Below are 15206 nucleotides of genomic sequence, written 5' to 3'. Positions count from 1 at the left end.
AACCATATTAAACATACACTTACCAATAAAACATCATTTTATTACAAAACCCAAATTAGAGTGTTAGCTCTATCACATAACAAACATTTGTTTATATAAAAGGCGTTTTTATTCATCAGTAGAATAAAAAAAGGCTTAGCGCAATGCTAAGCCTTAGTTTTTACAAGGAATTAATTTCCCAAGGGTTGGTCTTGTAAGAGACGAATCTTACAAGACACTCAATCCCCTATTCGTCATCAAGCGGAACCAGCTTGGTATTACCACCGTGTGCTTTCTCACGCTTACGTTGCACGAATGCGTAGAAGCCAGGGATTAGGAACGTACCCGCCAGTAACACACATAACAGGCCGCCGATCAGTGAAATACCCAAAGAGTTCTGACTCACGTGACCTGCGCCCGCAGCAAAGATAAGCGGGAAGATACCTAAGATGAACGACCAAGACGTCATGTTCACAGCACGGAAACGTAAAGTACCGCCCTTCACCGCCGCATCTTCAATCGGTGCGTCTTTCTCTTCACGCTCAACCTTTGCGAATTCCACAATCAAGATTGCGTTCTTCGCGGCCAAGGCTATCAAGAGAACCAAACCTATTTGTGCATAAAGGTTCAGCGGAGTGCCCGTTAGATTCAATGCCAAGAAGGAGCCTAAGGTTGCGACAGGTACCACGAGGATAATCGCAATCGGAATTGTCCAACTCTCGTATTGAGCCACCATAAACAGGTAGATGAAGATCAGAGCCAGTGCGAAAGCAAAGATCGCTTGGTTACCTGCTAGTACTTCTTGGTAAGCCATGCCTGTCCATTCGTACTGATACCCCTGAGGCAATACTTCTGCAGCTACGCGTTCCATTGCCGCAATCGCATCACCACTTGAGTAACCTTCTGCAGGTTGACCTTGAATCACGGCACTGCGGTACATGTTGTAACGCCATGCTACATCTGGTTCGAAGATCTGGTCGTAAGTCACCAATGTGCTTAACGGGATCATCTCGCCATTAGACGAACGCACGTGGAATCGTTGTAGGTCATCCATGCTGCTACGGTGTTCACTGTCAGCTTGCATGGTGACACGGAAGTTCTTACCAAACATGGTGAAATCATTCACATACAGAGAACCTAGGTTACCTTGTAATGTTTGGAAGATTTCCGACAACGGAATACCAAGTTGCTGCGCTTTCTCGCGGTCAATGTCGACATAGTAATGAGGTACATTGGCACGGAAGGTACTGAAGGTATGTGATATCTCAGGCTGTTTAGTGGCCTCAGCAATCACGTCATTCATAACCATCGCTAGATCAGTACGGCTACGACCTAATGTATCTTCTAGAACAAACTCAAATCCAGACGCTGCACCCATACCTGGTACTGCTGGAGGTCCCATTGCAAACACGATAGCTTGAGGTAATTCAGTGGCTGCTCGGCCATTAATACGTTGCGAAATTGCTTGCGCAGAATGTTGACCATCCAGTGCGTTACGCATCTCCCAATCGTGGAGCTTGATGAACATCGACGCACCATTCGAAGCAGAAGCGCCTGTCATAAATGCGTAGCCGTTAACCAGTGTTACGCCATCAACACCCGGCTCTTGTTCAACCATTTCAAGCAGCTGCTTAGTCACTTCTTCGGTTCGAGACAAGGATGCCGCGTCAGGAAGCTGAACGTTAACCAGCCAAATGCCTTTATCTTCTTGAGGTACAAACGCCGTAGACGTTGTCTTCGCAAAATAAGTCACAGCCGCCAAAGCCACAAAGAAGAAAGTGAACAGCAGAACGCCTTTCTTAACTAAGAAGCCAGCCACTTGACCGTATTTGTTAGTAACAGACTCTAGACCACGGTTAAATGCTTGGTACCAACGCGCCGTGTTACCACCACCCTGCTTAAGAACCAGTGAACACAATGCAGGTGATAGCGTTAATGCGTTAATTGAAGAGATAACAACCGCAATACAGATAGTCAGAGCGAACTGACGGTACATGATGCCAGTAATACCAGGAAGCATTGCAACAGGGATGAATACCGCAAGTAGAACCAAGGTCGACGTAATGATCGGCCCCGTTACTTCTTTCATCGCAATAAGCGTGGCTTTACGCGGTGAGATCGTTGGGTCTTTGGCCATCGTGGTATCAACGTTCTCGATAACCAAGATCGCATCATCTACTACGATACCAATCGCCAATATCAAACCAAATAGAGTCACCGTGTTGATGGTAAAGCCTGTCATCTGCATGACCGCAAAAGTACCAATCAAAGATACAGGAATCGCAACCACTGGAATCAAAGTCGCACGCGCACTACCTAAGAACAGATACGTTACCGCGATAACCAGTAAGATCGCTTCAATTAGCGTTTTTACTACGCCTTTGATCGACTCTGCAACGAAGAGTGTCGTGTCATAACTCGCCTCATAAGCAACGCCTTCAGGGAAATTTTTGCCTAAATTATCCAGCATCGCCATCACCGCTTTACCACTTTCCAGCGCGTTAGCGTCTGATTGAAGTGACAACGTTACGATTGAAGCGTCTTGACCACGGTATTTACCATTGCCATCGTAGAACTTTTTACCAAGCTCAACGCGTGAAACGTCTTTTAAATAAACCGTTGAACCATCTTGGTTTGCACGAAGTACAACATTTTCAAACTCATCAGCCGTTTCTAGTCGGCCTTTGGTTACCAAGTTGAACTGCACTTCTTGTGCGTTGTTGTAAGGTGCAGCACCAATACGACCAGCCGCTACCTGAACGTTCTGTTCAGCCAAGGCGCGATTCACATCAGAGGTGGTTATATTGAGGTTAGCCATTTTCTCAGGGTCTAACCAAACACGCATCGCGTATTCGCCACCACCCAATACGTTAACTTCACTGATACCCTTTACACGGGCCAATTGGTCTTTAATGTTCAAGTTCACGTAGTTGATCAAGAATTGATCGTCATACTCTCCGTTCGGCGAGTAGAAGTTCAATACCATCAGCAAGTCAGGAGAACGCTTCTTGACCGTTACACCCACCATTCTTACTTCTTGTGGAAGTTTCGATTCGATCTGAGCAACACGGTTCTGCACGTTGACCTGAGCCATATCAGCATCAGTACCGACATCAAAGGTCACGTTAAGGTTGTATGAACCATCGTTAGCACTTTTAGAGGACATGTAGATCATATCTTCTACGCCGTTAACCGACGTTTCTATGGGGTCGGCTATCGCCTGCTCCACCACTTCAGCACTTGCGCCCGTATAGAATGCAGACACACTGACCGACGGTGGGCTAATTTTTGGATATTCAGCCACCGGCAAGATAGCGAGAGAAATCGCACCCGCCAGCGTTAATATGATGGATATAACAAGGGCAAACTTAGGCCTTTGAATAAAGAAACGACTCAACATAAATAGCCCCCTTACTCAGCTTGTTCAGCAGAAGGTTGAATGCGAACGGACATACCATTACGGACACGCTGTAAGCCTTGAGTGATGACTGAGTCGTTCTTCTCTAATCCAGAATGAACAATTACACCACCTTCAACCTGACGACCCATCTCGATGTTTCTGCGCTCAGCAACTGGTGCCGCTTCACCTTCAACCAGTACCATCACAAAGTCGCCTTCTAGGTCGGTTTGTACTGCTCGGCGTGGGATAGTCACAACATCAATAGATTGCTTTTCACGTAGATCCACACGAACGTGTTGACCAGGAAGTAATCGTTGATTCGGATTATCAGCGATTGCGCGCATCGCGATCGTACCGGTATTGAGATTGATACGGTTACCCAAAAAATCGAGCTGACCTAGGTGTTCAAACGCTTCACCATTCTCAAGCATAATCTGAACTTCAACACCTGCAGAGTCGCTGCTGCCGTCACCTTCAATACGGTCCATACCCAGCTCAATACGCTCACGCTCACTAATGCTGAACGATGCATGAATTGGATCTAGGCTAACCAAAGTCGTCAATACACCTGAAGACGGTGAAACCAGATCACCTTTACTTACTTTAGTGTCACTGATTCTTCCAGAGAAAGGCGCGATAATTTTGGTATGAGAAAGTTGGACATTCGCGGCGTTTAACTGAGCTTGGCTGGCTTCAAGCTGTGCTTGAGAGCCTAATAAGTTTGCCGTTAATGCATCGAATTCTGATTGAGAAATACTGCCTTTCGGAAGTAGGTTTTTACCACGGTTAAAATCAAGCTCGGCTTTCTTAAGGTTCGCGTTTGCTTGAGCAACAGACGCTTTTGCGCTTGCAACTTCAGCTTCAAACGAAGATGGCTCAATGGAATATAGCAGCTGGCCCTTTTCGACCATTTGACCTTCATTGAAATGACGGCTTTGTAGATAGCCCGAAACTTGCGCTGTGATAGCCGTGTCTTCAACGGCTTCAATACGACCGATGTACGACTTACTTTGCTGGTGAGAAACAACGCTAACATCCTGTACAGCTACGAGAGGTAAAGGCGCTTGCTTAGCATTTTGAGCATCTTGCCCACATCCAGCAAGAATAAGAGAGCTTGCAAGAGCCGTAAGGATCAACTTTTTACGCATGGTTATACCGTCACTTATTAGTATTTGAACAGCATAAAATTTACGTAACACACTCGTTACCATTGTCCGAGGAATATCAATTATAACTAGTCAAAGTGTATCAATATGTTAATTGAAACCAAGTGCTTATAAAGTGATTACAAACACGCTACAATTCCTAAGTAAATCAACCTCTCAGCTTTTGTTCTCTATGGATATTGTCTAACATAATGTATTGTCAGACAGATAAGCATTCACATTTAATTGTTAAGGAATTCTCATGATTTCAAAATGGGCTAAACGTTTCTATCAAATGGCGGAATTGGTCGGTTCTTGGAGTAAAGATCCTTCAACTCAAGTCGGCGCCGTAATCACTAAGCACAACCGTATTGTTTCCGTTGGCTTTAATGGCTACCCACATGGCGTGTCTGATAGTGCGGATACTGATGACAGAGAGATGAAGTACCTAAAGACACTTCACGCTGAAGAAAATGCGATTCTATTCGCTAAGCGTGATTTGGACAGTTGTGAAATATGGGTAACCCACTTCCCTTGTCCGAACTGTGCAGCAAAAATCATTCAAACAGGAATTTCAGCAGTACATTGCCCAGAGCAAAGTGAAGATTTCCTTTCTCGCTGGGGTGATAAAATCAAAGTTAGCCAAGATATGTTTGAGCAAGCTGGCGTGCAAGTCGATTGGCTGCCACTCGCTGACCTAGATTAAGCTATTAGATAGCTAGAACAAAAAAGCCGAGAGTCGATATTATCGCTCTCGGCTTTCTTTTTTGGACTTATAGTTTGGACGCTGTAGCTTAGTCGCAATAGACCGATAAGCAAATTAAGCGCTCGTTGGAAACTCCTCCGCGTACGCTTCCATAAAGTCCTTGCGAATGTCTTGCTCTAAATGAATCGCTTTTTCGGTCGGGCAGAAGATCATAAAATGTACTTCTTGCTCACCCGTCGAACTGCTCGTGATATGGATGTGAGGCTCAGAACCAGGAAGGTCAACACCAGCGTGCTTTTCGATCACTCCGTTATAACGGCGGGCAACATCGATAAACTCTTCGCAATGCTCTTCAATTTTCACAATAAGACCCGGCACCATAGGGTATAGGTTTACAAAGTCTTTCACCGTCACAACAAAGTTATGGTAAACATAGCGCTTCATGAAGTTGAGGTTCTTTACCGGATAAGTGAAGAACATGCTATTGGGTAGCGTGGCAGTCTTGCCAGTGAAATGATATTGCCCATGATACAAATCTATTTCTTGAATCACAGTCGCCATCAAATTGTGCTCAATCACCTCACCGCTGATTTTACCCACCTCAATCCAGTCACCAATTCTAAATGAACGAGAACTCGCACGCTGAATAGAACCTGTGAAGCACAATATGATCTCTTTAGATGCGACGACTATAGCAACCGCTATGGCCGTAACTGACAGTGCAAACTCACTGATTTCGGATTTCCACAACACAAATAACGTCACAACAATAATCGCGAATGTGCCGTTTTTGGTTCGTGACATCCAGTTACGTTGGTCTTCGCTAAGGAAAGCAACATCACCTCTTATTTGAGACAAGGTGATTCGGCGAATGATCAAAATAATAGTGATAATCAACGCACTAAAAATAAACTTATGAGCGAGTAGGAAATCTATTACTTGCCACACTTTTTCCATTACTTAATCCTTAGCATTACAACAGTTAGCTTTACAACAGTTAGCTTTACAACGATTAGCTTTACAAGAAAGCCGCTAATATCAGAGCTATGAAAAAGCGCTCAACTCCGGAGCGCTCGTGTTCATTCTGGTACCAGCCTAGCTAAGGCTATCATTTTATCTGGGCAGAAGTAATAAATTGGCCAAAAGTTTCACACCAAATCACAACGGTATTAAATCGATTAAGATCAATATCTTCAGGCAGCTCAACCATAAAACGGTCGAATGTTTTCACATCTCCAACTCTGAGTAACTCGTTCTTACTGTCATTAAAAGCTTGTTCGGTTTCAATAAACTTAGGCGAGAGGTAGATCTTGTAGTCTGGTCCCGGCGCCAGTTCGCCCTCAAAAGCAATCGCACTTTCAGATACAGAGACGATGCCTTCTCCCCAATGCAAGAAATCACTGTCTTCTCGGTCTTTGGTAAACTCACCTGTGTAGATAGCCTGCTGACTGATCGCTTCGACGGAACTTGAGGAAGGAGAATCAGGCTCAATCAAAATAGGTAGCGCATAAACACCAAGCCCAAAACCAACAGCACCCACGGCTAAGTGGGTGCAAAGTAAAACTAACTTTTTCATCGCGTACTCCCTTATACTTAAAGAGAGTATTATTGAATACTCTCAAAAATACAAAGAGATATAACGCTCTAATGTTCTATTTTTGGTAATGAGTTGCCGTACGTTGAGACAATTCGACAATTACTTTTACCGCTTGCTCCATGCCTTGAATGGTAATGAACTCATGAATACCGTGGAAGTTGTAGCCACCAGTAAAGATATTCGGACACGGTAGTCCCATGAAAGATAAGCGAGCGCCGTCAGTACCACCGCGGATAGGTTTGATCATAGGCTCAACGTCGCACTCAATCATCGCTTGCTTAGCCAACTCAATAATATGCTGATGAGGTTCAACCATCTCTTTCATGTTGAAGTAGCTATCAGTCAGTACCAACTCAACATGGCCTTTCTCTAAGCGCTCATTCAATTCATCCACTTTTTGCTGCATGAATGCTTTACGTGCTTCTACGCCTTCACGCTCAAAATCACGGATGATATAACCCAATTCAGAGCGAGCGACGCCCATTTCAGCCGATTTCAGGTGGTAGAAACCTTCATAGCCTTCTGTGCATTCAGGTGTTTCTTGCGCTGGCATCATCAATTGGAATTGCGCCGCAATGTTCATCGAGTTCACCATTTTACCTTTTGCGGTACCTGGGTGAACGTTTACGCCGTGGCAGATAACATCAGCACTTGTGGCATTAAAGTTCTCAAACTCCAACTCACCGACTGGGCCGCCATCAATGGTATACGCCCATTCAGCACCAAACTTCTCAACATCAAACAGGTTCGCACCACGCCCAATCTCTTCATCTGGCGTAAAACCAATACAAATATCGCCGTGTTTGATGTCAGGATTCGCTTTCAGGTAAGCAATCGCGCTGATGATTTCAGCGATGCCCGCTTTGTTGTCGGCACCAAGCAGAGTCGTGCCATCAGTAGTGATAAGATCATGACCATGCAAACTATCCAGGTCTGGGTATTGGCTTGGGTTCAAACTCTCGCCACTTTCACCTAATTCAATCGTTCCACCTCGGTAATCTTTAATCACTTGTGGTTTCACGTTGGCACCTGATGCATCAGGAGCGGTATCCATGTGCGCCACAAAACCAATAGCCGGCACAGGATAATCAACATTAGAAGGCAGCTTCGCCATCAAATACCCATTTTCATCTAAAGACACATCAACTAAGTCTAATGCAACCAATTCTAACTTTAAGGCTTCAGCAAAGGTAATTTGACCCGGTGAACTTGGGCATTGCTGATTAGAAGGATCGGATTTGGTATCAAAAGTAACGTAATTCAGAAAACGTTCTACAAGATTTTCCATAATTTATCTCACCATGGATTAAGTAATTGATTTACTGACTTAATTATTAACGTAAATAAATGATGTATTTTTAGAAAAATACGAACACAGAGTCAGCAGCGAGGTTTTTCATCTTACGCCCCTGACCATCTATGTAATTGCTCTAAATCATTATTGTACGAAATTAGAGGAGCTTCCTATACTTAAAAACAGAGGGTTTCGTCAGTTCCAATATTGCATACGGATGATAAGCGATCGCTTTGTACGCATTCTACGCCCTTCGCTCTCAGCCCAAAAAAAGTACAAAGTGGATGATGATCACAGTTTATCCTTGATGCAAAATCTGTCATACGTTACACGGAGACACTGTTATGACGATTAATAAATATTTCATTTTCTCTCCTCAAGCCTCTGAGGAAACACTTCAACCAGTATTAACTGAGAAAGAAGTTCAAAGGCAGGAAGCTCTAAGACAGGCGCAGACCCAGGGTGGGTTCGATACCAACGCGACCTCGTAACTTGATAATACTCAGAACGTATTTATAGAACCCCTAATAAAGAGCTCTACTTCTCTATGATGTCGAGCTCTTTGTCTTTAGACCTTTCTCTATTTCCAATTTGCCCTATTCAGGCGTCAGCCTATCAGCACTCTTTTACTTTCCGACCTTCGCCTATACCTGTATCTATAGCTACTCGATTACATCGCCATCTCAGTTCACACGCTGAGAAATGACTCATTAAACTTCCCCAAGCCATACCTTGTCGTGTCATTTTGTGCTAATAATTCATATTCGTTTTCATTCCTCACTCGCCCTCTTTTCAAAACTATAATGCGAGTACCAGAGAACCTAACCACAGGAATCCCGAATTCAATGGAATATTCAAAACTAGGAAGTAGTCAAATTCCCGTTTCCCGTATCTGTCTTGGTAGCATGACTTGGGGGCTGCAAAATACGCAACAGCAAGCCGACCAACAGATCGAATACGCATTAAGCCAAGGTATTAACTTTATCGATACAGCAGAAATGTACGCGGTTCCACCTTCTCCAGATACCTACGGCAAAACAGAAGCGATCATTGGTAACTGGTTATCACGTAATCCACAGCGTCGCCAAGAGTTGCTCATTGCGAGCAAAATTGCGGGACCAGGGCTACCTTGGGTTCGAGATGGAGGCCCTATAACCGGTGAAGCGGTGATCGCAGCAGTTGATGCATCATTAAAACGCCTACAAACAGACTATATCGACCTTTACCAACTTCATTGGCCAAATCGCACAACACCACACTTTGGTAAACATTTCCCAAATCACATTCGATTCAGTGATATTGACCGAAAACAACATGAAGCTGAGATGCTGGAAATTCTACAAGCACTGGCAAGCTGCATTAAGGCGGGTAAAATCCGCCATGTTGGGCTTTCAGATGATTCCACTTGGGGCATTAACACTTACCTCAAGCTGAGCGAAAAACACGATTTGCCACGTATGGTTTCGATTCAGAATGAATTTAGCTTGCTGCACGCAAAAGACTGGCCATATCTGATTGAAAATTGTGTGCATGAAGATGTCGCTTACCTACCATGGTCGCCTTTGGCTGCAGGCATGTTGAGTGGAAAGTACATCGATGGCGCAAGACCGGAAGGCAGCCGTTGGACTTACATGCAACGTAAAGGCATTTTCCGCGACACCGAGTCTGCCAATGAAGCGGTGAAAGGCTATGTTGAAGTGGCGAATGCTCATGGATTTACTCCGAGCCAACTGGCATTGGCTTGGTGTAATCAAGTTGATGGGGTGACGTCCACCATCATTGGTGCAACCACTATGGAGCAGCTAAAAGAGAACGTTGCCGCTTTCAGTAAACCGTTATCAAAAGAGATCCTTACCGATATCAATACCATCTTTAAGCGCTATCCTGCTCCGTATTAAGCTGTCAGTTCAGCGAGACTTAGGTAAGTAAATCCCCATAAGAGCGCGCTATTTAGTGCGTTTTTCTTTTTTTAAGTGAGTTGCTTTTGCTTTTTATGTGGATCGCATTGAGTCATCACGCTTTTGGTTACCCAACCTTTGCTCTATAATGCGCGAGCTTATATCTAGGATAAAAACATGATTTCAAAAAACCAATTAAAACTCCTTCGTGCTTTGGGCCAAAAGAAACAACGTAAAGCCCACGGCCTATTTCTAGTTCAAGGTGAAAAGAACGTTCTTGAGCTGTTCAATAGTGACTTAGTCGTGAAGAACGTCTTTGCTACCGCTGATTTCTTATCTGAAAATCACGCATCACTGATTGAGTTTGATTGTGTTGAAGCCTCACTGGATGACCTAACCAAAGCGAGCACTTTGGTAAGTAACAATGCAGCGATTGCGGTTGTTGAGATCCCAACGTTTGAACTACCAGAAGCGACAGGACTGATGATTGCACTTGATGGCGTTTCAGACCCTGGCAACCTAGGTACGATTATTCGCGTAGCAGACTGGTATGGCATCAAGCATATCGTTGCGAGCAGCGACTGCGCAGACCCATACAACCCTAAAACTATCAGCGCGACTATGGGCAGCTTTGGCCGAGTACACGTAAGTCAAACTGACTTACCAGCTTACTTAGAGCAAGCGAATCTACCGGTTTACGGTGCATTTTTGGAAGGCGAAAGTGTTCATAAGACTGACTTCACTGCAAATGGCATTTTGCTGATGGGCAGCGAGTCTCACGGTATTCGTGAACACGCCGCTAAATTCGTGACTGATAAGATTACGATTCCAGCATTCGGTGGCGCAGAGTCACTAAATGTAGCGATGGCGACAGGTATCATCCTCGATAACATGCGTCGTCAGCATAGCTAGACCTCTAGGCTAACTAGCCAATCGACAGTGTTCAGATATTAAAAAAGGCGTATTGATTAAATCAGTACGCCTTTTTATTTGAGTTCTTTTCAACAATTACTTTTCTAGCATTGCCAACTTATCAGCGACACCATTCCACTTCTCAGCGTCATCCATTGGTGCTTTTACTTCCGTTTGTACCGGCCAGATTTCGGCAAGCTCTGCGTTCACTTCGATAAAGATTTTTTGATCTTCTGGTAGCTCATCTTCTTGGAAGATCGCTTGAGCATCACATTCAGGTACACATAAACCACAATCAATACATTCGATTGGGTTGATTACCATGAAATTTGGGCCTTCATGGAACGCATCTGCGGGGCACACTGCCACACAGTCTGTGTATTTACATTGAATACAATTATCGCCTACGACAAATGCCATGATGCTCTGCTCTATAAGTTAGTCAAAATTGAAGAATGGGGATAATACTCATCCCAAAGCAAAATTCAACATCATACGGCTCTAATATCGTGTCTATTTGCTCCATGTTTCCAAATTAGTATGACAGATAAATCAATTTCTCGTAAAATGCGCGCCATTGTGAGCTTATCGCTTCTTTCAACATCAGCGTTTTCATCAAACTCTGTATAAAGAAACGAACTAGCTAAGACACCTATAAAAACGAGACATCGAAATGATACGTTTAACCGAAATTAAACTCCCACTAGACCATGAAGAGTCTGCTATTCAAGACGCTATTGAAGCGAAACTTGGTATTAACTCTGATCAGGTACTCTCTTTTAATATCTTTAAACGTGGCTACGATGCTCGTAAGAAATCAAAGATCTTACTTATCTACACGCTGGATGTTCTCGTTGAAAACGAAGTTGAGTTGTTGGAACAATTCATCAGCGACCCGCACGTAAAAGTAACTCCTGATATGGAGTACAAGTTTGTTGCTAAAGCCGTTGAAAACCAAACTGAACGCCCTGTGGTTATCGGCTTTGGCCCTTGTGGTTTGTTCGCTGGCCTAGTGCTTGCTCAAATGGGCTTCAACCCAATCATCGTTGAGCGTGGTAAAGAAGTTCGTGAACGTACTAAAGATACCTTTGGTTTCTGGCGTAAGCGCACACTGAACACAGAATCAAACGTTCAGTTTGGTGAAGGCGGCGCAGGTACCTTCTCTGACGGTAAGCTTTACAGCCAAGTGAAAGATCCAAAACACTACGGCCGTAAAGTAATCGAAGAGTTCGTTGCAGCTGGTGCACCAGAAGAGATCCTATACGTAAGTAAGCCGCACATCGGTACCTTCAAACTGGTTACCATGATCGAGAAAATGCGTGCATCTATCATCGAGTTAGGTGGCGAAATTCGCTTCAGCACTCGCGTAGATGACCTTCATATGGAAGATGGCCAAATCACTGGCTTAACGCTTTCTAACGGCGAAGAGATCAAATCTCGCCACGTTGTACTGGCTGTTGGTCACAGTGCACGAGATACGTTTGAAATGCTGTACGATCGTGGCGTTTACATGGAAGCGAAGCCTTTCTCTGTTGGTTTCCGCATCGAACACAAGCAATCGATGATCGATGAAGCTCGTTTCGGTAAGAACGCAGGCAACCCAATCCTAGGTGCTGCGGACTACAAATTAGTTCACCACTGTAAGAATGGCCGCACTGTATACAGCTTCTGTATGTGCCCAGGTGGTACTGTAGTAGCTGCAACGTCTGAAGAAGGCCGCGTAGTAACTAACGGCATGAGCCAATACTCTCGTGCAGAACGTAACGCAAACAGCGCAATCGTTGTTGGTATCGACCCAGAACGCGATTACCCAGGTGATGCTTTGGCTGGTATCCGTTTACAACGTGAACTAGAAAGCGGAGCTTACGTTCTTGGTGGCGAAAACTACGATGCCCCTGCTCAGAAAATCGGTGACTTCTTGAAAGGTCGCGATCCAAGTGCAATCGGTGAAGTACAACCGTCGTTCACACCGGGTATCCACCTGACTGATATTTCAAAAGCGCTGCCTGATTTTGCTATCGAAGCGATTCGTGAAGCAATCCCTGCGTTCGAGAAGAAGATCAAAGGTTTCTCTACGCCAGACGGCCTACTAACCGGTGTTGAAACTCGCACGTCTTCTCCTGTATGTATCAAACGTGGCAAAGACTTCCAAAGCATCAACCTTAAGGGCTTCTTCCCTGCAGGTGAAGGTGCAGGCTACGCAGGCGGTATCCTGTCTGCTGGTATCGATGGTATTAAGGCTGCAGAAGCGCTAGCGCTATCAATGGTAGAGCAGAACCAAGCTGAGAAAATAGAGATAGCTTAAGCGCTTTCAATAAAACGAAGCCATATAACGGTCAGCAAAACTAAAATCCAGTGTCTTATAGACACTGGATTTTTTATTGCATAAAGGTATCTAGAGTTATTAAGTCACAACTTCGTCAGCGTTACTTACAAGTCTCTTTTGACCAGTTCACACCATCATCTGAACACTCAAATCGACTTGTGCCATTTTGGTAGTAATAACCTTTAGTCCAGTTACCTTGAGAATATCTAGACGTTATCGTTTGAGTATAATCAAACGGCGTATTTTCAATGTACGCATACTTATGTCTGTTCCAGCTGTCAGATCCATAGGAACTGTTGTCATTAAAATCTACCGATAGGTAGTTGAGCGTATCAAAGTCGCTGCGCGACACACTATCCAATGAATCGCCTAGATTAACCCACTCTGGATGTGGTGCGTTATTCTCAAAATTAAATTTCGCTTGTACTTGGGCAAACTGATCTTTGTAGTCACCGACAAGATCTGCCGACAAGGTTTGCATGAATCCAGCACCGACATTTTGACGTGAACAACTGTCCCAATCAGGTTGTTTAGACCAACCACGGTTCAACACACCAAAGGTCGCGAGTGAGTTAGGCAAAACCTGTTGCTTGATCGTCTCTTGCACCGAACATGAATATTCCGTTCCATCACTATCCAATGAGAACCAAGCTTCTTTGTCATATTCCAAACCATTTTTCTTTTGGCTATTACGCTCAATATGCTTATTTAACGCCAGTTCGGTCTGCAAATCAGCGGACACTTCATGTTCAATAACAATCAGCTTGTCAGCAGTCATCACTGTTTTAACTTTATACCACTTATTAATTTCGTTCTTCTTAGTGTAATCCCAATGCTCCCAGTAATAATCAACATAAGCTTGCTGAGCTTTTGGGTTCTCTTTTTGAATATCTTTCGTCTCTTGATACGACTTTTTAATAGCTGGCATCATTTTCTGCGCTAACTCATAGAGCTCGGTATTTTGATTCTTAACGAAATCACCATACAAATCTTCCACTGCGATGTTGTATCGGTTCGCAATTCGGAAGTCATGCTCTTTCACATTTTGGATAACGCTATTTTGGGTGTTCACGGCTTGCTTTAAGGCAGAGCAACTGTTTAAGCCACCTTTATACAAGTCGGCTTGAATTTCATTCCATAGAACGGTTGTCAGTGGTGTTGTAGACTTAATTTCTTGATCGGAACTTACCGTCATGACAGGCGGAAATACTAGCTGATAAGGTTCAGTAATCGGCGTGTTGGGGTTATCCGCATCAATGGCGCCGACAGGCACATTTACTACGATTGGGGCATAATCCATACAGTCTGAATTAGAGCCCGTTAAAGATAGTTCATAGCTCCCTTCATCGTCAGTGATACTACTAGGCTCACCTTCATCTAACACACCGTTATAGTTGATGTCTAAAAACGCAGTCGCCCCTGAGATATAACCATCGATAGCCACACCTTGTAAGGTTTTCGTTTGAGGTGCTGGCGTATTGTTACTGCTGCTACCACCGCCTCCTCCGCCACAAGCCGTGAGGCCACCAGCGATAAGTGCGATAGAAATAAGCTTAAGTTTCATTCGATTAGATCCTAATGAAATAGATTTATGAGTAGGGGTGTCATTGGGGGATGACCGAGAATGACTTTGATAGTCATGCTGAGTCATAGTAACGATTGGTGTTCAAAAGAAACATGAAAGGGTGATAGGCAATTCATGCATGTTTTCATTATGAGCGAGAAATTAGGGGGGAAAGACATAAACTCAAAGGTGGATTAATTACCCCTCGCTTGAAGATATCCAAAGCTTATAAAAATCACTATAGCCGGTTTGATTTATCTCTACACCATGAACTTCAACACTGTTAGATACCTTCTCTTTACCGTGAAATAACGGGCAAAGTAACTTCTGTTGATCTGCTCCAGTCAGACTGGACACTTAGCTAAGCGACATTTCGCTTTTCAAA

The 15206-nt window shown here is 44.1% G+C and carries 12 protein-coding genes; 5 read left to right on the top strand and 7 right to left on the bottom strand.

What is annotated here, in order from left to right:
• Positions 1 to 226: 226 nt before the first annotated feature.
• On the bottom strand, positions 227 to 3379 hold the full coding sequence (locus ACED45_RS12535) for an efflux RND transporter permease subunit (protein ID WP_371714158.1): 3153 nt from the start codon (positions 3377 to 3379) through the stop codon (positions 227 to 229).
• 11 nt (positions 3380 to 3390) lie between these two features.
• On the bottom strand, positions 3391 to 4527 hold the full coding sequence (locus tag ACED45_RS12530; protein ID WP_102393303.1) for an efflux RND transporter periplasmic adaptor subunit: 1137 nt from the start codon (positions 4525 to 4527) through the stop codon (positions 3391 to 3393).
• A 259-nt stretch (positions 4528 to 4786) separates the two neighbouring features.
• On the opposite strand from ACED45_RS12530, the gene ACED45_RS12525 reads away from it, so the two are divergent.
• The gene (locus ACED45_RS12525) at positions 4787 to 5230 is read left to right on the top strand and encodes a dCMP deaminase family protein (protein WP_004737813.1); all 444 of its coding nucleotides are present in this window, start codon (positions 4787 to 4789) and stop codon (positions 5228 to 5230) included.
• A 114-nt stretch (positions 5231 to 5344) separates the two neighbouring features.
• Here ACED45_RS12525 and ACED45_RS12520 read toward each other — a convergent pair whose 3' ends face one another.
• From ACED45_RS12520 to pepT, 3 genes are all read right to left on the bottom strand, one after another.
• Positions 5345 to 6187 carry a mechanosensitive ion channel family protein gene (locus ACED45_RS12520; RefSeq protein WP_061016542.1) on the bottom strand — a complete coding sequence of 281 codons (843 nt, stop codon included), beginning with the start codon at positions 6185 to 6187 and terminating at the stop codon, positions 5345 to 5347.
• A gap of 151 nt (positions 6188 to 6338) precedes the next feature.
• Positions 6339 to 6806 carry a DM13 domain-containing protein gene (locus ACED45_RS12515; RefSeq protein ID WP_371714157.1) on the bottom strand — a complete coding sequence of 156 codons (468 nt, stop codon included), beginning with the start codon at positions 6804 to 6806 and terminating at the stop codon, positions 6339 to 6341.
• Positions 6807 to 6882: 76 nt separating this feature from the next.
• Positions 6883 to 8115, bottom strand: coding sequence for a peptidase T (gene pepT / locus ACED45_RS12510; protein ID WP_371714156.1), 1233 nt, complete (start codon positions 8113 to 8115; stop codon positions 6883 to 6885).
• Positions 8116 to 8465: 350 nt separating this feature from the next.
• Here pepT and ACED45_RS12505 point away from each other — a divergent pair, with 350 nt between their 5' ends.
• From ACED45_RS12505 to ACED45_RS12495, 3 genes are all read left to right on the top strand, one after another.
• Entirely contained in the window at positions 8466 to 8612 is a 147-nt protein-coding gene (locus ACED45_RS12505) for a hypothetical protein (protein WP_179946887.1), read from the top strand.
• Between the two features lie 354 nt (positions 8613 to 8966).
• A complete protein-coding gene (locus tag ACED45_RS12500; protein WP_371714155.1) occupies positions 8967 to 10019 on the top strand; it encodes an aldo/keto reductase in 1053 nt (350 codons plus the stop codon).
• Positions 10020 to 10196: 177 nt separating this feature from the next.
• Positions 10197 to 10931 (top strand): RNA methyltransferase, encoded by a 735-nt coding sequence (locus ACED45_RS12495; protein ID WP_050632922.1) that lies wholly within the window; start codon positions 10197 to 10199, stop codon positions 10929 to 10931.
• A 96-nt stretch (positions 10932 to 11027) separates the two neighbouring features.
• Here ACED45_RS12495 and fdxA read toward each other — a convergent pair whose 3' ends face one another.
• Positions 11028 to 11351, bottom strand: coding sequence for a ferredoxin FdxA (fdxA, locus tag ACED45_RS12490; protein ID WP_010431058.1), 324 nt, complete (start codon positions 11349 to 11351; stop codon positions 11028 to 11030).
• A 253-nt stretch (positions 11352 to 11604) separates the two neighbouring features.
• Here fdxA and ACED45_RS12485 point away from each other — a divergent pair, with 253 nt between their 5' ends.
• Positions 11605 to 13236: an NAD(P)/FAD-dependent oxidoreductase gene (locus ACED45_RS12485; protein ID WP_146490870.1), complete on the top strand. Its 1632-nt coding sequence runs from the start codon at positions 11605 to 11607 to the stop codon at positions 13234 to 13236.
• A gap of 121 nt (positions 13237 to 13357) precedes the next feature.
• Here the strand turns inward: ACED45_RS12485 and ACED45_RS12480 are convergent, their stop codons facing one another.
• Positions 13358 to 14821: a hypothetical protein gene (locus tag ACED45_RS12480; RefSeq protein WP_146490871.1), complete on the bottom strand. Its 1464-nt coding sequence runs from the start codon at positions 14819 to 14821 to the stop codon at positions 13358 to 13360.
• Positions 14822 to 15206: the final 385 nt, after the last annotated feature.

Origin of the sequence: Vibrio crassostreae (assembly GCF_041439375.1) — a bacterium.
Lineage (GTDB): Bacteria > Pseudomonadota > Gammaproteobacteria > Enterobacterales > Vibrionaceae > Vibrio > Vibrio crassostreae_D.
This window is presented reverse-complemented; position numbering and strand designations above follow the sequence as displayed.

Excerpts from the sequence above, each read along its gene's own strand:
- ACED45_RS12505 (WP_179946887.1), top strand. The coding sequence starts at position 8,466 with ATGACGATTAATAAATATTTCATTTTCTCTCCTCAAGCCTCTGAGGAA.
- ACED45_RS12520 (WP_061016542.1), bottom strand. The coding sequence starts at position 6,187 with ATGGAAAAAGTGTGGCAAGTAATAGATTTCCTACTCGCTCATAAGTTT.
- ACED45_RS12515 (WP_371714157.1), bottom strand. The coding sequence starts at position 6,806 with ATGAAAAAGTTAGTTTTACTTTGCACCCACTTAGCCGTGGGTGCTGTT.
- ACED45_RS12480 (WP_146490871.1), bottom strand. The coding sequence starts at position 14,821 with ATGAAACTTAAGCTTATTTCTATCGCACTTATCGCTGGTGGCCTCACG.
- ACED45_RS12500 (WP_371714155.1), top strand. The coding sequence starts at position 8,967 with ATGGAATATTCAAAACTAGGAAGTAGTCAAATTCCCGTTTCCCGTATC.
- ACED45_RS12535 (WP_371714158.1), bottom strand. The coding sequence starts at position 3,379 with ATGTTGAGTCGTTTCTTTATTCAAAGGCCTAAGTTTGCCCTTGTTATA.
- fdxA (WP_010431058.1), bottom strand. The coding sequence starts at position 11,351 with ATGGCATTTGTCGTAGGCGATAATTGTATTCAATGTAAATACACAGAC.
- ACED45_RS12485 (WP_146490870.1), top strand. The coding sequence starts at position 11,605 with ATGATACGTTTAACCGAAATTAAACTCCCACTAGACCATGAAGAGTCT.
- ACED45_RS12530 (WP_102393303.1), bottom strand. The coding sequence starts at position 4,527 with ATGCGTAAAAAGTTGATCCTTACGGCTCTTGCAAGCTCTCTTATTCTT.
- ACED45_RS12525 (WP_004737813.1), top strand. The coding sequence starts at position 4,787 with ATGATTTCAAAATGGGCTAAACGTTTCTATCAAATGGCGGAATTGGTC.
- pepT (WP_371714156.1), bottom strand. The coding sequence starts at position 8,115 with ATGGAAAATCTTGTAGAACGTTTTCTGAATTACGTTACTTTTGATACC.
- ACED45_RS12495 (WP_050632922.1), top strand. The coding sequence starts at position 10,197 with ATGATTTCAAAAAACCAATTAAAACTCCTTCGTGCTTTGGGCCAAAAG.